This is a genomic window from Enterobacter sp. BNK-34, from assembly GCF_048684445.1.
Classification (GTDB): domain Bacteria; phylum Pseudomonadota; class Gammaproteobacteria; order Enterobacterales; family Enterobacteriaceae; genus Enterobacter; species Enterobacter pseudoroggenkampii.
This window is the reverse complement of sequence record NZ_JBLQUA010000001.1, coordinates 1054088-1073674: the sequence shown is the minus strand read 5'-3', so window position 1 is coordinate 1073674 and position 19587 is coordinate 1054088. Positions and strand designations below refer to the sequence as shown.

General features: G+C 57.4%; 14 protein-coding genes. 5 read left to right on the top strand and 9 right to left on the bottom strand.

The features are described from left to right. Window positions 1-10: 10 nt before the first annotated feature. The 3 genes from ftsN to priA form a co-directional block, all read right to left on the bottom strand. Window positions 11-1006: a cell division protein FtsN gene (gene ftsN, locus ACMGG5_RS05400; RefSeq protein ID WP_148769941.1), complete on the bottom strand. Its 996-nt coding sequence runs from the start codon at window positions 1004-1006 to the stop codon at window positions 11-13. A gap of 93 nt (window positions 1007-1099) precedes the next feature. Further along, window positions 1100-2125: a DNA-binding transcriptional regulator CytR gene (gene cytR / locus ACMGG5_RS05395; RefSeq protein ID WP_023309683.1), complete on the bottom strand. Its 1026-nt coding sequence runs from the start codon at window positions 2123-2125 to the stop codon at window positions 1100-1102. A gap of 119 nt (window positions 2126-2244) precedes the next feature. Beyond that, window positions 2245-4440: a primosomal protein N' gene (gene priA / locus ACMGG5_RS05390; RefSeq protein ID WP_061716297.1), complete on the bottom strand. Its 2196-nt coding sequence runs from the start codon at window positions 4438-4440 to the stop codon at window positions 2245-2247. 200 nt (window positions 4441-4640) lie between these two features. Between priA and rpmE the strand changes: the two genes are divergently transcribed. Next, window positions 4641-4853 (top strand): 50S ribosomal protein L31, encoded by a 213-nt coding sequence (gene rpmE, locus ACMGG5_RS05385; RefSeq protein WP_003862040.1) that lies wholly within the window; start codon window positions 4641-4643, stop codon window positions 4851-4853. Window positions 4854-4901: 48 nt separating this feature from the next. On the opposite strand, the gene metJ is transcribed toward rpmE, so the two are convergent. Then, window positions 4902-5219, bottom strand: coding sequence for a met regulon transcriptional regulator MetJ (metJ, locus tag ACMGG5_RS05380; RefSeq protein WP_015966498.1), 318 nt, complete (start codon window positions 5217-5219; stop codon window positions 4902-4904). A 276-nt stretch (window positions 5220-5495) separates the two neighbouring features. Between metJ and metB the strand changes: the two genes are divergently transcribed. The 4 genes from metB (at window position 5496) to katG (ending at window position 12598) form a co-directional block, all read left to right on the top strand. Beyond that, complete coding sequence (gene metB / locus ACMGG5_RS05375) at window positions 5496-6656, top strand: cystathionine gamma-synthase (RefSeq protein WP_045909121.1); 1161 nt, start codon at window positions 5496-5498, stop codon at window positions 6654-6656. 2 nt (window positions 6657-6658) lie between these two features. Continuing rightward, complete coding sequence (locus ACMGG5_RS05370) at window positions 6659-9091, top strand: bifunctional aspartate kinase/homoserine dehydrogenase II (RefSeq protein ID WP_024909187.1); 2433 nt, start codon at window positions 6659-6661, stop codon at window positions 9089-9091. 226 nt (window positions 9092-9317) lie between these two features. Beyond that, the gene (gene metF, locus ACMGG5_RS05365) at window positions 9318-10208 is read left to right on the top strand and encodes a methylenetetrahydrofolate reductase (protein WP_024909186.1); all 891 of its coding nucleotides are present in this window, start codon (window positions 9318-9320) and stop codon (window positions 10206-10208) included. A 209-nt stretch (window positions 10209-10417) separates the two neighbouring features. After that, a complete protein-coding gene (katG, locus tag ACMGG5_RS05360; protein WP_024909185.1) occupies window positions 10418-12598 on the top strand; it encodes a catalase/peroxidase HPI in 2181 nt (726 codons plus the stop codon). An 83-nt stretch (window positions 12599-12681) separates the two neighbouring features. Here katG and gldA read toward each other — a convergent pair whose 3' ends face one another. From gldA to argE, 5 genes are all read right to left on the bottom strand, one after another. Beyond that, entirely contained in the window at window positions 12682-13785 is a 1104-nt protein-coding gene (gene gldA / locus ACMGG5_RS05355; protein ID WP_008501794.1) for a bifunctional L-1,2-propanediol dehydrogenase/glycerol dehydrogenase, read from the bottom strand. A 12-nt stretch (window positions 13786-13797) separates the two neighbouring features. Beyond that, complete coding sequence (gene fsa / locus ACMGG5_RS05350; protein ID WP_208763348.1) at window positions 13798-14460, bottom strand: fructose-6-phosphate aldolase; 663 nt, start codon at window positions 14458-14460, stop codon at window positions 13798-13800. Between the two features lie 128 nt (window positions 14461-14588). Further along, window positions 14589-15353, bottom strand: coding sequence for a helix-turn-helix transcriptional regulator (locus ACMGG5_RS05345; protein ID WP_090420873.1), 765 nt, complete (start codon window positions 15351-15353; stop codon window positions 14589-14591). Window positions 15354-15447: 94 nt separating this feature from the next. Then, a complete protein-coding gene (gene ppc / locus ACMGG5_RS05340; RefSeq protein WP_024909175.1) occupies window positions 15448-18099 on the bottom strand; it encodes a phosphoenolpyruvate carboxylase in 2652 nt (883 codons plus the stop codon). Between the two features lie 271 nt (window positions 18100-18370). Further along, on the bottom strand, window positions 18371-19522 hold the full coding sequence (gene argE, locus ACMGG5_RS05335) for an acetylornithine deacetylase (protein ID WP_420277588.1): 1152 nt from the start codon (window positions 19520-19522) through the stop codon (window positions 18371-18373). Window positions 19523-19587 lie beyond the last annotated feature (65 nt).

Sequence of the window (19587 nt, the reverse complement as noted above, 5' to 3'; positions counted from 1 at the left end):
TTCGGGGGTTTCAACCCCCGGAGGCGAGTCGAATGCAGTTTGTGTGGCCGGCGACTTTCAAACGCGAAATGGTGCCATCGGCATTTTCTTTGCCTTTGACCGGACCAATCACCACGCGATTCCAGCCGTTATTGGTGGTAATACGCGAATCAAACCCTTCAAAGGCCAGCTGAGCACGTACCGTTTCCGCCTGCTCGGCACCTTTGAACGAACCGCACTGTACCATCCAGCGGCGCTCATCTTTTTTCTCGGTCGTCTGCTTCGGCGCTTCGGTCTCTTTGGTGACCGGTGCGGCCTGCTGCGTTTTCGGCTGCTGCGCGGTGGTATGCGCTGGCGTCTGGAGCAGATCCTGATACGGCTGAGCCGCCTGTTTCTGCGGCTGCGTTTTCGGCTGCTGTTGGACAGGCTGAGACTGCACCGTACGCGTCTGCTGCTGGTATGGTTGTTCCGTTACCCGCGGCTGCGCTTTAGGCTGCTGCACCGGCTGGGTTTGCGCCCACTGCTGCTGCTGTTGCTGCTGAATCTGCTGTTGTGCCTGACGTCGCTGCAGCGTTTGCTGGCGCTGCGCTGGCGTCTGTTCATTCCACGGCACTTCGTTCAGCTGCGTAGGCTGCTGGCGCATATCGGCCTGCATTTGTGCCAGCAGCTGACGCTGTTCATCCGTCAGCTGATTCGCATTCTGTACTTCACCACCCGCAGAAGGTTCGGTTGGCGCACGTACCCCAGGCTGACGGCTTTCCAGCTCTTTGATATAGCGCCAGCGCTCTTCAGGCTTCGGAGGAAGGCCGTTTCCGGCGACTTTACTGGCCTGAAGCGCCTCAGACTCTTCTTTTTTATGGTGCGTGATAAAGTACAGGCCACCAATAAAGGCGACGACTACAGCCGCAGCAATAGCGACCATTGCTGGCGAGACAGCAGGCAGGTTACGTTGCTTTTTCCTTGAGCTACTCTTTTTGCGTCGCGAAGGTGCCGGCTGGCCGCGACGTACATAATCTCGTTGTGCCACTATCGTTTCGCTGTATTTATTCGTTCGTCAGCCCGCCATGTTACTTAAGCGGCGGGGCTTTGACCAGATAAGGGTATCCGAAAGACGTTTACTTTAAGTCAATGCCTGGGTCGTGCCGCGAACAATCAGTTCGCAGTCCAGCAACCGCGAGCCGCTGCTAACTGTTTGACCGTGAAGCTGATCCAGCAGCAGAAGCATTGCTTCGCGGCCGATTTGATAGCGCGGCTGAGCGACCGTTGAGAGCGGCGGATCGCAAAATTCCGAAAGCGAAATATTATCGAATCCGATGATCGATAAATCTTTCGGTATGCGAAGGCCGCGGCGTTTGGCATACGATAATGCACCCAGCGCCATCACGTCGCTGTGACAAAATACGGCGGTTGGCGGCTCAGGCAGGTCCAGAAGTTTCTCCAGCGCCTGTCCACCCGCAGCGAAGGTAAAATCACCGCGCGCAATATAGTGTGGATCGACGGTGACGCCGGTACGGCGCAGCGCCTGAACGTAGCCCTGTAAGCGGTAGTGACACAGCGGCATCTCTTCCGGTCCGGCAATACAGCCAATACGCTTATGCCCCAGTTCCTGGAGATAGTTTACGGCGTTGAATGCGGCGGTGAGGTTATCAATGTGGACCGTCGGCAGCTCCAGCTCTGGCGCAAACTCGTTGGCCATGACCATCGGCGGTAAATTACGCTGCTCTTCAATGCTGGCATCAAACGGCAGGCGAGAGCCAAGCAGCAGCATGCCGTCGATCTGCTTGGTGATAATGAGATCGATGAAGGTTTTTTCCTGCTGGTTCTGGTGAGCACAGTCGCCAATCAGCACCAGGTAACCCTGTTCCGCTGCGGTGACTTCAATACCGCGGATAATCTCGCTGAAGAAAGGGTCACAGATGTCCGGTACGATCACCAGGATGGTGCGCGACTCATTGCGTTTGACGTTACGCCCCATCGCCTGTGGGAAATAGCCCACTTCAAGCGCAGCCTGCTCCACCCGGTTACGGGTCGCCTGGGAGACTTTATCCGGGTTCATTAATGCGCGGGATACCGTTGCCGTAGAGACCTGCGCTTTCTGGGCAACGTCTTTCATGGTCGCCGGTGCAACCTCTTTCCTGGACTTCAACGTCTTCTCCTCGCCTGAACACCGAACTTCTGACATCACCATTTTTACAGATAGTTAATGGAATCGGTTACAGAATTTTCATAAAAAGTGTGAGGAGCGTTAAATTTTTCGATCCGTCTTCAGCCTTCGATGGGATCGACGTCCAGTACCCACTTCACTTTTCGCGCTTCGGGCAGGGTGTTAATCAGCACCAGCGCGCCGCTGACGATGTGCTGAAGACGAACGCGAGAGGGGTGCTGGAGCAAAATTTGCCAGCGGAAACGTCCGCCGCGTTTTGGGGCGAGTGCCGGCACCGGGCCCAAAATCCACAGCTGATTATCCACCAGCGGGCTGGCCTGCAGGAGGTTTCTCAGCTGCTGCAGGAAAAGTGGCGCCTGCTGGTTGTTGTGATCTTCCGCGCGGATGATGACGTGGCTGGTCCACGGCGGCAGCTGCATGGTCTGGCGTTCGGCCAGCGCCTGCTCGGCAAAGGCGTCATAGCCTTTGTGCAGGAGGGTTTGCAGCAGCGGGTGCTCAGGATGGTGCGTTTGCAGCACTACTTCACCCTGTTTACCGGCGCGACCGGCACGCCCTGCCACCTGGGTATACAGCTGGGCGAAGCGCTCGGCTGAGCGGAAATCTGCGGAGAACAGCGCGCCATCCACGTCCAGCAGGGCGACCAGCGTCACGTCCGGGAAGTGGTGGCCTTTTGCCAGCATCTGCGTACCAATCAGGATACGCGCGCCGCCGCGATGCACTTCCGCCAGCTGCTGTTCCAGCGCGCCTTTGCGGCTGGTGGTGTCCCGGTCGATGCGGGACAGGGGCACGTCGGGGAAGAAGGGCGCAAGGGCCTGTTCCAGCTGTTCCGTTCCCAGCCCCACCGGCACGATATGCGTGGAACCACATGACGGGCACTGACGCGGCACCGGGCGCTGGCTGTCGCAGTGGTGGCAGCGCAAATGCCGCTGGGCCTGGTGGAAGGTATAGTAGTGATCGCAGCGCGGGCACTCGGCAATCCAGCCACAGTCGTGGCACAGCAGGGCGGGTGCAAATCCGCGACGGTTAAGAAACAGGATCACCTGATTGCCCGCCTGCAGGTGCTGGCGCATGCGGGTAATCAGTGCAGGCGCAAGCCCGGCCTGGACCTGCTGACCTTTCAGATCCAGTACGTGCTGAATGGCCGGACGGGCATTCCCCGCGCGACGCGTCAGGCGCAGCATATGGTATTTACGCTGGCGCACGTTGTGCAGCGTTTCGAGCGCAGGCGTGGCGGAGCCGAGAATAATAGGAATTTGCTCGCTGTGGGCGCGATAAACAGCCAGATCGCGGGCGTGATAGCGCCAGCCTTCCTGCTGTTTATAGGAGCTGTCGTGTTCTTCGTCGATCACGATAACGCCAAGATTTTTAAACGGCGTAAACAGCGACGAGCGAGTGCCGATCACAATCGCCGCTTCGCCGTTTTTCGCTTTCAGCCAGGCGCTGAGGCGTTCGCTGTCGTTCAGGCCAGAGTGCAGCACCTCAACCGGCGCATTAAAGCGTTCGCGAAAGCGGGCGATGGTTTGCGGCGTCAGGCCAATTTCCGGCACCATCACCAGCGCCTGTTTGCCCTGCGCAAGCACGTTTTCCAGCACGCTCAGGTAGACTTCCGTCTTGCCGGAGCCCGTCACGCCCGCCAGCAGCCAGGCGGAGAAATGATCGGAGGCGCTATGAATCGCGCCCACGGCGGTGGCCTGTTCGGTATTCAGACGCAGGCGATCCCCTGAAACGGAGAAACTCTCGCGCCAGTCGTAAAGGGCAGGCGCTTCGCTTGCCAGGTCGCTCAACCCTTTCTTTCTTAATGCCTGTAGCGCTGTTTCGCTGACTTCAAGTTCGTCGATCTGATGCCGCCAGATTTTCCCCTGACGCAGCGCCGCCAGGGCCTGCTGCTGTTTCTGTGAGCGCTTGAGGCTGTTAATGTCGACGGCCTGGCCATCTTCCGTAGCAAACCAGTACCACATCGGCGCATGGCTGGCGCTTTTGCCCTGGCGCAGCATGATGGGCAGGGCGTGGAACAGGACGTCGCCAATGGGGTGATGATAATAATCCGCCGCCCATAGCAGCAGTCGCCAGGTGCTGGTGGAATAAACGGGCTCGCTGTCGAGCACCTCAACCACCGACTTCAGTTCATTGAGCGGCAGTTCGCTTCGATCGCTGACGGAGACAACAATTCCCACGCGCTGCTGCTTGCCAAACGGCACGGTCACGCGACAGCCCGCTTTGGCGCTCATGCTGTCGGGCAGCAGGTAGTCAAAGGTGCGGGGAAGCGGAACGGGCAGGGCAACGTGAGCGACGGGCATCGAATCTTCCTGACTTGAAAAGTGGCGCGTTAGTATACACATTAGTGAAAGCGGCGTGCGGATCAGTTTGCATACGTTGGTCAAATTCTGTATGATTCGCCGCCTTTGGTGTACTTTACGCCAAAGAACTTACAATCAACATCGCGTGGTGTCTGGCGTTAGGGCTGGAAGAGCGACGCGGCCTTAACTGAGGTTCTCCCATGAAAAAAGATATTCACCCGAAATACGAAATGATTACTGCAAACTGTTCTTGCGGTAACTCTATCCAGATCCGCTCTACCGTGGGTCACGATCTGAACCTGGACGTGTGCGGCAAATGCCACCCGTTCTACACTGGTAAGCAGCGTGATGTTGCAACCGGTGGCCGTGTTGACCGCTTCAACAAGCGTTTCAGCATCCCGGGCGCTAAATAAGTTTCCCGAAAAAAAGGCACCGCAAGGTGCCTTTTTTGTATCCGCTTCTCAGTATTCCCACGTCTCCGGGTCAATACCCAGTTCACGCATGATCACCTTCGCCTCTTCCGGGATTTCATCACTGCGTTCTTTACGCAGATCTTCATCGTTCGGCAACGGTTGACCGGTAAACGCATGCAGGAACGCTTCGCACAGCAGTTCGCTGTTGGTCGCGTGGCGCAGGTTGTTCACCTGACGACGCGTACGTTCATCGGTGAGGATCTTCAACACCTTCAGAGGAATAGAAACCGTAATTTTCTTTACTTGTTCACTCTTCTTACCGTGCTCAGCGTATGGGCTGATATATTCGCCGCTCCATTCAGCCATGAGATACCTTTAATCCTCTCAGTCATTTATCTAAAGGTGCAAAACCTGTAACCACTCGTTTTGAACCGCAATCTTGCCTAGTTTACCGTAGAGACGATACCGTGGCACGGATATTGCCGCTGCAGCGTGCACTAAAGCATATAATTTTAACGGCTATTTGCGCATTGCTCAATCTATACGCAAAGAAGTTTAGATGTCCAGATGTATTGACGTCCATACTTTCAATGTTTACTCTGGTGCCTGACTTTTCACCTCATTCGCCAGGAAGCCCTCACCATGACGCGTAAACAGGCCACTATCGCAGTGCGTAGCGGATTAAATGATGACGAGCAGTACGGCTGCGTTGTCCCGCCCATTCATCTTTCCAGTACCTACAACTTCACCGGATTTAATGAACCCCGCGCGCATGATTATTCGCGTCGTGGCAACCCTACGCGTGACGTGACCCAGCGTGCGCTGGCCGAGCTGGAAGGTGGCGCAGGCGCCGTATTAACCAATACGGGGATGTCCGCCATTCACCTGGTGACCACCGTGTTCCTGAAACCAGGTGACCTGCTGGTTGCGCCGCACGATTGCTACGGCGGCAGCTATCGCCTGTTTGATAGCCTGGCGAAACGCGGCTGTTATCGCGTATTGTTTGTCGATCAAAACGACGAACAGGCGCTGAAACAGGCGCTGGCAGAGAAACCGAAGCTGGTTCTGGTAGAAAGTCCAAGCAATCCATTGTTGCGCGTTGTCGATATTGCGAAAATTTGTCAGCTCGCAAGGGATGCGGGAGCGATAAGTGTAGTGGATAATACGTTCCTCAGTCCGGCCCTTCAGAACCCACTCGCACTGGGTGCCGATCTGGTATTGCATTCATGCACTAAATATCTGAACGGCCATTCTGACGTGGTAGCAGGCGTGGTGATTGCCAAAGATCCGGATGTTGTCACCGAACTGGCATGGTGGGCCAATAATATTGGCGTCACCGCAGGCGCCTTCGACAGCTACCTGCTGTTGCGCGGTATCCGCACGCTGTCGCCGCGCATGGACGTGGCGCAGCGCAATGCTCAGGCGATTGTCGACTTCCTGAAAACCCAGCCGCTGGTGAAGAAGCTGTATCACCCGTCGCTGCCGGAAAATCAGGGGCACGAGATTGCCGCGCGCCAGCAGAAAGGGTTTGGCGCGATGTTAAGTTTTGAACTGGACGGTGACGAGCAAACGCTGCGTCGCTTCCTGAGCGGGCTGTCATTGTTTACGCTGGCGGAATCCTTAGGTGGGGTTGAAAGCTTGATCTCCCACGCCGCGACCATGACACACGCAGGTATGGCACCGGAAGCACGTGCCGCCGCCGGGATTTCTGAGACGCTGCTGCGGATCTCAACCGGTATTGAAGATTCTGAAGATTTAATTGCCGATCTGGAAAATGGCTTCCGGATCGCAGCCAAGGGGTAATCATGAGTGTGATAGCGCAGGCAGGGGCGAAGGGTCGTCAGCTGCACAAGTTTGGTGGTAGTAGTCTTGCTGATGTGAAATGTTACCTGCGTGTCGCAGGGATCATGACGGAATATTCACAGCCGGGTGACATGATGGTTGTCTCGGCGGCGGGCAGCACCACCAACCAGTTGATTAGCTGGCTGAAACTGAGCCAGACCGATCGCCTTTCTGCGCATCAGGTGCAACAGTCCTTACGTCGTTACCAGAGCGAGCTGATTGCCGGCCTGCTGCCTGCGGACGTGGCGGACGGGCTGATCAGCGCCTTCACGCATGACCTTGAGCGTTTGGCCGCCCTGCTGGACAGCGGGATCACCGATGCGGTGTATGCCGAAGTGGTGGGCCACGGTGAAGTGTGGTCCGCGCGCCTGATGGCCGCGGTGCTGCAACACCTGGGCGTGGAGGCGGCCTGGCTCGATGCGCGTGATTTCCTGCGCGCCGAACGCGCCGCGCAGCCGCAGGTGGATGAAGGGTTGTCCTATCCGCTGCTGCAACAGCTGCTGGTGCAGCATCCGGGCAAACGTATTGTGGTTACCGGCTTTATCAGCCGCAGCAACGCGGGTGAAACCGTGCTGCTGGGCCGTAACGGCTCCGACTACTCGGCAACGCAAATCGGTGCCCTGGCGGGCGTGTCCCGCGTCACCATCTGGAGCGACGTGGCCGGTGTTTACAGCGCCGACCCGCGTAAAGTGAAAGATGCCTGTCTGCTGCCGCTGCTGCGTCTCGACGAAGCCAGCGAGCTGGCGCGTCTGGCGGCGCCGGTACTGCACGCGCGCACGCTGCAGCCGGTTTCCGGCAGCGATATCGACCTCCAGCTGCGCTGCAGCTACACCCCGGATCAAGGCTCTACCCGTATTGAACGCGTACTGGCGTCCGGCACCGGGGCGCGTATTGTCACCAGCCACGACGACATCTGCCTGATTGAGTTCCAGGTGCCTGCGGGCCAGGACTTCAAACTGGCGCATAAAGAGATCGACCTGGTGTTAAAGCGTGCTCAGGTGCGCCCGCTGGCCGTTGGCGTCCACAATGACCGCCAGCTGCTGCAGTTCTGCTATACCGCTGAAGTGGCGGACAGCGCCCTGAAAATTCTGGATGAAGCGGGCCTGCCGGGCGAGCTTCGCCTGCGTCAGGGGCTGGCGCTGGTGGCGATGGTGGGCGCGGGCGTCACCCGTAACCCGCTGCACTGCCACCGCTTCTGGCAGCAGCTGAAAGGCCAGCCGGTGGAGTTCACCTGGCAGTCGGAAGAGGGCATCAGCCTGGTGGCCGTTCTGCGCAAAGGGCCAACCGAAAGCCTGATTCAGGGTCTGCACACCTCCCTGTTCCGCGCGGAAAAGCGCATCGGCCTGGTGCTGTTTGGTAAAGGCAACATCGGTTCCCGCTGGCTGGAGCTGTTCGCCCGCGAACAGGTCACGCTCTCGGCGCGTACCGGGTTCGAATTCATTCTCGCGGGCGTAGTGGACAGCCGCCGCAGCCTGCTGAACTACGAAGGGCTGGACGCCAGCCGCGCGCTTGCCTTCTTTAATGATGAAGCCGTAGAGCAGGATGAAGAGTCGCTGTTCCTGTGGATGCGCGCGCACCCTTACGATGACCTGGTAGTGCTGGACGTGACCGCCAGCGAACAGCTTGCCGATCAGTATCTTGATTTTGCCAGCCACGGCTTCCACGTCATCAGTGCGAACAAGCTGGCGGGGGCGAGCAGCACCGATAAATACCGTCAGATCCACGACGCGTTTGAAAAAACCGGTCGTCACTGGCTCTACAACGCCACCGTGGGTGCGGGGCTGCCGGTTAACCACACCGTGCGGGACCTGATTGAAAGCGGCGACAGCATTCTGGCGCTGAGCGGTATCTTCTCCGGCACGCTCTCCTGGCTGTTCCTGCAGTTTGACGGCACCGTTCCGTTCACCGACCTGGTGGATCAGGCGTGGCAGCAGGGCTTAACGGAACCCGATCCGCGTGTTGATCTCTCCGGTAAAGACGTGATGCGCAAGCTGGTGATCCTGGCGCGTGAAGCCGGTTATGACATCGAACCGGATTCCGTACGCGTCGAATCGCTGGTGCCTGCCGGCTGTGAAGAAGGCTCTGTGGACCATTTCTTTGAAAATGGAGAAGAACTTAACGAGCAAATGGTGCAGCGTCTGGAAGCGGCGAACGAGATGGGGCTGGTGCTGCGCTACGTGGCGCGTTTCGAGGCCAACGGAAAAGCGCGAGTCGGTGTCGAGGCGGTGCGTCCTGAACATCCGCTGGCGGCGCTGCTGCCGTGCGATAACGTCTTCGCCATCGAAAGCCGCTGGTACCGCGATAACCCGCTGGTGATCCGCGGTCCTGGCGCGGGGCGCGATGTCACCGCCGGGGCCATCCAGTCCGACATCAACCGTCTGGCTAAGCTGCTGTAACATCTGCATTTCCCTCTCCCTGTGGGAGAGGGTTAGGGTGAGGGCATCAGACCGCACTCACCCTCATCTTGAATTTTTCTCATATTCCCTGAGCAAACCTCACCGTTATTGTTGATTATTTCTATTGACGTCCCTCCGCTTTTCCGTCATTTTTACATCTGGACGTCTAAACGTATAGAAGTTCACAACACAACAGACAATGACACGCGATTGATAGAGGTAAGGTATGAGCTTTTTTCACGCCAACCAGCGGGAAGCACTGAATCAGAGCCTGGCCGAAGTAAACGGCCAGATTAACGTCTCTTTTGAATTTTTCCCGCCGCGCACCAGTGAAATGGAGCAAACCCTGTGGAGCTCTATCGATCGTCTCAGCAGCCTGAAACCGAAGTTTGTCTCCGTGACCTACGGTGCGAACTCCGGCGAGCGTGACCGTACGCACAGCATCATTAAAGGCATCAAAGATCGCACCGGTCTCGAAGCGGCCCCGCACCTCACCTGTATCGACGCCACCCGCGACGAGCTGCGCGCCATCGCCCAGGATTACTGGAATAACGGTATCCGTCATATTGTTGCATTGCGCGGTGACCTGCCTCCTGGGAGCGGTAAGCCGGACATGTATGCCGCCGATCTGGTGGGGCTGTTGAAGGGGGTGGCGGACTTTGATATCTCCGTGGCCGCTTATCCTGAAGTGCATCCGGAAGCGAAAAGCGCTCAGGCCGATCTGCTTAACCTCAAGCGTAAGGTGGATGCCGGCGCAAACCGCGCCATTACTCAGTTCTTCTTTGATGTAGAAAGCTATCTGCGCTTCCGTGACCGCTGCGTCTCCGCGGGCATCGACGTTGAAATTATCCCAGGTATTCTGCCGGTCTCTAACTTCAAACAGGCGAAGAAATTTGCTGATATGACCAATGTGCGTATTCCTCTCTGGATGTCTAAAATGTACGAGGGGCTGGACGATGACCCGGAAACACGCAAGCTGGTGGGCGCAAATATCGCGATGGACATGGTGAAGATCTTAAGTCGTGAAGGGGTGAAGGATTTCCACTTCTACACGCTGAACCGTGCTGAGATGAGTTACGCCATATGCCACACGCTCGGCGTTAGACCAGGCGTGTAACAAAAAAGAGCCCTCTTCGGAGGGTTTTTTGATTTATAAGGGTTTTATTTTCCTGCCATATCAGCAATGCTGCCTTTGACGTACAAAACTCATGTATTTTCCATGGGAAATTAAACGGATTTAACTATCGAATCTGTGGGTTATCTCAACTATACCTTATCAACAAGGGCGTATATCGTAACGGTAACACTGTAAAAGGGAGCATAGCGATGAGCACGTCAGACGAAACCAATAAAGCGGCATCAGTCGGCAAATGCCCGTTCCATCAGGGCGGCGTCGATCACAGCGCGGGCGCAGGTACAGGCAGCCGCGACTGGTGGCCAAAACAACTCCGCATCGATCTTCTTAACCAACATTCCAATCGTTCGAACCCGCTGGGTGAAGACTTTGACTACCGCAAAGAATTTAGCAAGCTTGATTACTCCGCGCTGAAAGGCGATCTCAAAGCACTATTAACCGACTCCCAACCGTGGTGGCCTGCCGACTGGGGCAGCTATGCGGGCCTGTTTATCCGTATGGCCTGGCATGGCGCGGGTACCTATCGCTCCGTTGACGGACGCGGTGGCGCAGGACGCGGTCAACAGCGCTTTGCGCCGCTGAACTCCTGGCCGGATAACGTGAGCCTGGATAAGGCGCGCCGTCTGCTGTGGCCCATCAAGCAAAAATACGGACAAAAAATTTCCTGGGCTGACCTGTTTATCCTCGCGGGTAACGTGGCGCTGGAGAATTCGGGCTTCCGCACCTTTGGTTTCGGTGCCGGGCGTGAAGATGTCTGGGAACCGGATCTGGACGTGAACTGGGGTGATGAAAAAGCCTGGCTGACCCACCGCGATCCGGAAGCGCTGGCGAAGCGTCCTCTGGCCGCCACCGAAATGGGCCTGATCTACGTGAACCCGGAAGGGCCAAACGCCAGCGGTGAACCGCTGTCAGCGGCGGCAGCGATTCGCGCGACCTTCGGCAACATGGGCATGAACGATGAAGAGACCGTCGCGCTGATTGCAGGCGGCCACACCCTCGGCAAGACTCACGGCGCGGGTGAAGCCACCCACGTGGGTACCGACCCGGAAGCCTCACCAATTGAAGCGCAGGGCCTGGGCTGGGCGAGCACGCTCGGCACGGGCGTGGGTGCAGATGCCATTACCTCCGGTCTGGAAGTCATCTGGTCACAAACCCCGACGCAGTGGAGCAATTACTTCTTCGAAAACCTGTTCAAATACGAATGGGTGCAGACCCGCAGCCCGGCAGGGGCGATTCAGTTTGAAGCCGTAGATGCACCGGAAATCATGCCCGATCCGTTCGACCCGTCGAAAAAACGCAAACCGACCATGCTGGTCACTGACCTGACGCTGCGTTTTGACCCGGAATTCGAGAAAATTTCCCGCCGCTTCCTGAACGATCCGCAGGCCTTCAACGAAGCCTTCGCGCGAGCCTGGTTCAAGCTGACCCACCGTGATATGGGGCCAAAAGCGCGGTACATCGGCCCTGAAGTGCCGAAAGAAGATCTGATTTGGCAGGACCCGCTGCCGCAGGCGGTGTTCAATCCGTCGAAAGAAGACATTGAAAGCCTGAAGGCGGAAATTGTGGCCTCTGGTCTGTCCGTGAGCGAACTGGTTTCCGTTGCCTGGGCGTCAGCTTCAACCTTCCGCGGTGGCGATAAGCGTGGCGGCGCTAACGGCGCGCGTCTGGCGCTGGCGCCTCAGCGCGACTGGGATGTGAACGCCGCGGCGGTTCGCGCGTTGCCGGCTCTGGAAGCTATTCAGCGCACCACCAACAAAGCCTCACTGGCCGATATCATCGTGCTGGCGGGCGTGGTAGGCGTTGAGCAGGCCGCAAAAGCCGCAGGCGTGTACGTCACCGTACCGTTCACCCCAGGCCGCGTGGATGCGCGTCAGGATCAGACGGATATCGAGATGTTTAACCTGCTCGAACCGGTTGCCGATGGTTTCCGCAACTATCGTGCGCAGGTGGATGTGTCCACCACGGAGTCACTGCTGATCGACAAGGCCCAGCAGCTGACGCTGACCGCGCCGGAGCTGACGGTGCTGATCGGCGGCCTGCGCGTGCTGGGTGCCAACTTTGATGGCAGCAAGAATGGCGTGTTCACTGACCGCGAGGGCGTGCTGAGCAACGATTTCTTCGTGAACCTGCTGGACATGAACACGCAGTGGAAGGCGACCGACGAATCCAATGAGCTGTTTGCCGGAAGCGATCGCGCCAGCGGTGAAGTGAAATATACCGCCACCCGCGCCGATCTGGTCTTCGGTTCGAACGCCGTTCTGCGCGCGCTGGCAGAGGTTTACGCCAGCGATGATGCGCATGAGAAGTTTGTCCGTGACTTCGTTGCCGCATGGGCGAAGGTGATGGATCTGGACCGGTTTGACCTGCAGTAACCCTTGTGCCGGGTGGCGCTAACGCTTACCCGGCCTACGGGCAAAAAAATCCCCGCTGATGCGGGGATTTTTATTCACGCTATTTACTCCCACTCCTGCAGGAACCGTTGCCCATACTGGTCGGCTACCAGCAGTGCCGCATACACCTGATCCGGCGTTACGCCGCCGGGCATGTTGTGGATGGTTTCTCCTTCCGCACAGGACGCTTCCGCGATCAGACGCATTTTGGCCGGAATATCCTCTTTGATGTTCAGCTGTGCCAGCGTGATCGGCAGCCCAACGCTGTGACAAAGCGCGGCGACGGTCTCTATTTCTTCTACCGGCGCGTTTTCCAGTACCAGCTGCGTCAGCGTACCAAACGCCACTTTTTCGCCGTGATAGAAGTGATGCGCGTCCGGCACCGCCGTCATGCCGTTATGAATAGCGTGTGCTGCCGCCAGCCCGCCGCTTTCAAAGCCTACGCCGCTGAGATAGGTGTTGGCTTCGATAATGCGTTCCAGCGCCGGTGTAACCACATGCTGTTCCGCCGCCAGCATGGCTTTTTCACCCTCTTCAACCAGCGTGTTGTAGCACAGCTCGGCCAGCGCGAGTGCTGCCTGCGTACATTTGCCGCCCGCCATGGTGGTCGCACCGCTGCGCGAGCAGGCGCGTGCTTCAAACCACGTCGCCAGCGCATCGCCAATCCCGGCGGCCAGCAGACGTGCCGGCGCACCCGCTACCACTTTGGTATCGACGATAACCATGTTCGGGTTGTGAGGCAGCATCAGGTAGCGATCGAACTCACCGCTGTCGGTGTAAATGACGGAAAGGGCGCTGCATGGCGCATCGGTGGAGGCGATAGTTGGCGCAATAGCGACGGGTACGTCCATGAAATGGGCCAGCGCTTTGGCGGTATCCAGCGTTTTACCGCCGCCAATGCCCAGCACTGCCAGGCAGTCGGCGCTGTCGGCCAGCTTTTTCAGGCGATCGATTTCATTTTGTGAACATTCACCACCAAACGGCGCGATTTCGGCATGCAGTTCGGCTTTTTTAAAACTCTGACGCAGGGTCTCTTCGGCAAAACCCAGCACAAATTTATCGCCGACCACCAGCCAGCGATTGGCCAGGGGTTTCAGGTAGTCGCCGAGACGGGTAAGCACATCAGCGCCCTGGATATATTTCCCCGGCGATTGAATGATACGGTCCATAACAGTTCTCCCTTAGAGGTTGAGGTTACCAAACGCGTTTTTCCAGTCCTGCTCAAACTTCTCTATGGCTGACTCTACCGCTGGCGTGCCGAGCATGTGTTGCGCTACGTCTAAGGGAAGCGTGATTGCCTCGCATCCCGCCAACAGACAGTCCAGCGCCTGACGCGGCGTTTTGAAGCTGGCGGCCAGCACCTTGCTTTCCGGCGCGTGCAGTTCCAGCAGAGACTGCAGCTCCTGCACCATGCGAATGCCGTCACCGCCCTGCGCATCAACGCGGTTTACGTACGGCGCGACATATTTCGCCCCTGCGAGTGCGGCGAGCAAGCCCTGTGCAGCGCTATAAACGGCGGTCCCCAGCGTGGTTATCCCCTCTTTTTTCAACGCCTTGATCGCGGTAAGGCCCTCAGCCGTGACAGGGATTTTCACCACGATGTCCGGTATGGCGTTACTCAAACGTTTGGCTTCCGCCACCATGCCTTCGGCATCGCGGCTCATGGTTTGAGCAAACAGCGTGCCTTCCGGTCCGATGGCTTTTTGCAGACGCGGCAGCACGTCCCAGATGGATTCGCGGCTGGCGGCGATGATGCTCGGGTTGGTGGTGACGCCCGCAATAGGAAAGATGCGCGCCAGACGTTCAACTTCCGCCACGTTGGCGGTATCTAGGTACAGTTCCATTATTTTTCCTTAAGTCAGAAAGGTTGAATAAAGGATACGGCGCACCCAGGTGCGGCGAATACAGGTCAATTTTGCCAAATACTGGACAAATGTAATGTCCTTAGAGAAGTGAGAGAGCGATCACAATGCTACTTTTTGGCGATCAGCTGGCTGTGGTACTGGCGTCGATATTCGGAAGGGGAACGTTCGGTGTGCTTGCGAAAGAGACGGCAAAAGTAGTTGCTGTCCGTAAATCCGCAGCGTGTGGCGATATCTTTAATTTTGAGATCGTAGCCTTTCAGCAGCTGACGCGCATGTTCCAGGCGCGTTTTTGTTAAATATTCATTGAATCCGACGCTGCCGACTTTCTGGAATAGATGGGAAAGGTAGTTTGGTGAGATGTAGAACGCCTGTGCCACGGATTCGCGAGTTAACAAAGAGGCATAATTTTCTTCGATATAGCTCCGAACGGCTTCGAACAGTGCCCGGCTGCGGCTGTCAGTGTGAATTTCACTGCCAAGCAGATCCCGGCAGTGGCTGAGCAGGCTTAAAACTACCAGCCTTGCTGTGTCTTGTTCCTCAGGCTGCATCTGTAATTCGGTGAGCGTTTGCAGAAGAAAAGCCCCCGTTCGCGGACCACGTCGGGCAACCTGGAGTTGTTGTAAGAGCACATTGTCACGCTGTAACTCGATTGTAAGCTGCTGCTTACCGAAATGTATGCTCATGACGTGAGGCGCAGGATGCGTGATTTGTCCAAAAAAAGAAAAAATCGCCTCGCTGGGGGTACCAAGGGTAATACGGAGGCAGGGATATGTGCGGGGATGCTGTTCAGCCAGCGCTGAGAAATGAATCTGACCCAGCGGTAACGTGCGGTTCACCAGGTCAGTCAAAATTTGGGTGATATCGGAATGCATAAGGAGACTACCGAAATTTGCCGGGTGGCGCTAACGCTTACCTGGCCTACTTAACGTAGGCCCGTGCAAGCGCAGCGCCGCCGGGCATAAAGCATTAGCCGGTGTTACGCATACCCGCCGCAACGCCCGCAATCGTCACCATCAGCGCCTGTTCAACGCGCGGATCCGGTTCTTTCCCTTCTTCTTCCGCCAGACGCGAACGGTGCAGCAGCTCTGCCTGCAGGACGTTCAGCGGGTCGGTGTAAATGTTACGCAGCTGAATAGACTCTGCAATCCACGGCAGGTCCGCCATCAGATGTGAGTCGTTGGCGATGTCCAGCACCACTTTGATGTCGCCTTCCAGCAGTTCGCGCAGCTCTTTACCCAGCGCCCACAGTTCAGGTTTCACCAGACGCTGGTCGTAGTATTCCGCCAGCCACAGGTCAGCTTTCGAGAAGACCATCTCCAGCATCCCCAGACGGGTAGAAAAGAACGGCCAGTCGCGGCACATGGTTTCCAGCTCGTTCTGTTTGCCGTCTTCCACCACTTTTTGCAGCGCAGCACCGGCGCCCAGCCAGGCGGGCAGCATCAGGCGGTTCTGCGTCCAGGCAAAGATCCACGGGATCGCGCGCAGAGACTCTACGCCACCGGTTGGGCGACGCTTCGCAGGACGTGAGCCCAGCGGCAGTTTACCCAGCTCCTGCTCAGGGGTGGCTGAACGGAAGTAAGGGACGAAATCTTTGTTTTCACGCACGTAGCCGCGGTACAGATCGCAGGAGATAGCCGACAGCTCGTCCATGATATGGCACCAGGAGGCTTTCGGCTCCGGCGGCGGCAGCAGGTTGGCTTCCAGGATCGCGCTGGTATAGAGCGACAGGCTGCTGATGGTCACTTCCGGCAGGCCGTATTTGAAGCGGATCATCTCGCCCTGCTCGGTGACGCGCAGGCCGCCTTTCAGGCTTCCCGGCGGCTGCGACAGCAGCGCTGCATGCGCCGGTGCGCCGCCACGGCCAATTGAGCCACCGCGTCCGTGGAACAGGGTCAGTTCAATACCGGCTTTCTCGCAGGTTTTGATCAGTGCGTCCTGCGCCTGATATTGCGCCCAGGATGCCGCCATCACGCCCGCGTCTTTCGCGGAGTCGGAATAGCCAATCATCACCATCTGTTTGCCCTGAATAAAGCCGCGGTACCAGTCGATATTCAACAGCTGGCTCATGACGTCGTTGGCATTGTTCAGGTCGTCGAGGGTCTCAAACAGCGGGGCGACCGGCAGGGCGTAGTCGATTCCCGCTTCTTTCAGCAGAAGGTGAACGCCAAGCACGTCGGACGGGGTCTTCGCCATGGAGATCACATAGGCGGCCACCGACCCTTTCGGCGCATCAACGATCGCTTTACAGGTGTTGAGCACTTCGCGGGTTTCGTTGCTTGGCTCCCAGTTGCGCGGCAGCAGAGGGCGCTTCGAGTTCAGCTCGCGGATCAGGAACGCCTGCTTGTCAGCTTCGGACCAGCTTTCATAATCGCCGATGCCGAGATAGCGGGTCAGCTCGCCCAGCGCTTCGGTATGACGGGTACTTTCCTGACGTACGTCGATACGCACCAGCGGCACGCCGAAACACTTCACGCGACGCAGGGTGTCGAGCAGTTCGCCGTTAGCGATGATACCCATCCCGCAGGCCTGCAGTGATTTATAACAGGCGTAAAGCGGCTCCCAGAGCTGTTCGTTCTGGCTGAGCAGGCCTTCTGGTTTTGGCAGGCGCTGGCCTTTCAGGCGTGCTTCCAGCCAGGCCTGAGTGGCCATCAGCTGACCACGCAGCTTTTTCATCAGGAAACGGTACGGCTCGCTGGCGCCTTCTTCGCCGGCGAGCGCGCGCAGTTCTGGCGTCGCTTCAACCATCGACAGCTCGGAGATCAATACCTGAATATCTTTCAGGAACAGATCGGTCGCTTTCCAGCGGCTCAGCAGCAGGACGTGGCGGGTGATTTCCGCGGTCACGTTCGGGTTGCCGTCGCGGTCACCGCCCATCCAGGAGGTGAAGCGCACCGGAACAAAATCAACCGGCAGGCGGTAGCCGAGGTTCTCTTCCAGCTGTTCATTCAGCTCGCGCAGGTAGTTCGGTACCCCTTCCCACAGGCTGTTTTCCACCACCGCAAAACCCCATTTGGCTTCGTCTACCGGGCTTGGGCGATGCTTACGAATTTCATCGGTGTGCCAGGACTGGGCAATCAGCTGGCGCAGACGGCGCATCAGCTGGTTGCGTTCGTAGTCGGCAATGTCTTTGTTATCCAGCTGCTTGAGGCAGTTGTTCACTTCCACCATTTTGTGGATCAGGGTGCGACGGGTAATTTCGGTTGGGTGTGCGGTCAGCACCAACTCCAGCGAAAGCGACTCCACCGCTTTTTTGATGGTGGCTTCGTTGAGGTCTGGCTGGTCTTTCAGTTTACGAAGGGTGCGGGCAATGACTTCCGGGTTGCTGGCCGCTTCGCCGTTTGGCGAAATGCTGTGGTATTGCTCAGCGGTGTTGGCCAGGTTCAGGAACTGGCTGAATGCGCGTGCAACGGGTAGCAGCTCATCGTTAGAGAGGTTCTGCAAGGTGGTGAGCAGCTCCTGACGACTGGCCTCGTTACCGGCGCGGGAAGATTTAGACAGCTTGCGGATGGTTTCAACGCGGTCGAGGATGTTCTCCCCCAACGCATCTTTGATGGTATCTCCAAGCACTTTGCCGAGCATACTGACATTACTACGCAACGCGGAATATTGTTCGTTCATAAAAACCCAGTCACCCCATCATTTTTGTTTATGCCCAGGCGAAAATCTTCTGGACATTATTTTGTCATCTCCCTTTATAAAGCCACGTAAAACCCCCGTCGTCAATTGCTGCGAAAACGGTTCAGCAAACGAATAAATGCGGGCAATTTACGAAATTTAATTCGCATTGCGTCAGATAAGAGATGCTTATGGGAATGTGACGGAGATCATGCGATTTGTTGCCCTCACCCTAACCCTCTCCCACAGGGAGAGGGGACTCTTCGGTGCGGTTTTAATGCCAGCAGAAGTGATGCACAACCTGGGTAATCAGTTCACGGGTGGGTTTGATAAAGCGGGTTTCCAGATATTCATCCGGCTGGTGCGCCTGGTTGATGGAGCCAGGGCCAAGGACCAGGGTAGGGCACAGCGTCTGAATAAACGGCGCTTCGGTGCAGTAGTTCACCACGTCGGTTTTCTCACCGAGCAGTTTTTCCACAACTTCAACCAGCTGATGGTCCGGCGGGCATTCATAACCCGGGATCGGCGGATGCAGCTCGGAGACCGTCAGGCGACCCGGCCAGCGCTCGCTCACCGGGGCCAGAGCCTCATTCAACAGGCCGTCAAGATCGCTCAGGGTCATGCCCGGCAGCGGGCGAATATCCATGTGCAGTTCGCAGCAGGCGCAGATACGGTTGGAGGCATCACCCCCGTGCAGGCTGCCGAGGTTCAGGGTCGGATACGGCACGGTGAACGCCTCGTAGTGATAGCGTTCTTTCAGATCGTCGCGCAGGGTCATGATGCGGCCGATGGCGTCATGCATCAGCTCGATGGCGTTCACGCCGCGCGCCGGATCGCTGGAGTGGCCGGACTGGCCCAGCACGCGCACGGCGGTAGAAATATGGCCTTTGTGCGCGCGGATCGGTTGCAGAGACGTCGGCTCACCGATAATGGCGCAATCCGGGCGAATCGAGGTGTTTTCAGAGAAGTAGCGCGCCCCCGCCATGCTGGTTTCTTCATCGGCGGTCGCCAGAATGTAGAGCGGTTTTTTCAGCTTCGTCACGTCCACGTCACGCAGCGCGTCGAGGATAAAGGCGAAGAAGCCTTTCATGTCGGCGGTGCCCAGACCGTAGAGCTTGTTGTCGTGCTCGGTCAGGGTGAACGGATCGCGCGTCCAGCGGCCATCATCAAACGGCACGGTGTCGGTATGACCGGCCAGCAGCAGGCCGCCCGCACCGGCTCCGGTGCTGGCGAGCAGGTTAAATTTGTGGCGAGTGCCGGGGACGGGCTGAACCTCAACGTTAAACCCAAGATCGCTAAACCAACCCGCCAGCAGATTGATTAAAGACTCATTGCTCTGATCCAGCGCTTCTTCCGTTGCGCTGATAGACGGTGTGGCAATCAGGGCGCGGTAGATCTCGATAAATGGCGGTAAGTTCATTTTCATTGTTGACACACCTTAGGTCGTGATAGTATCAATATTCATGCAATAAATGTGAATAAAAATACATT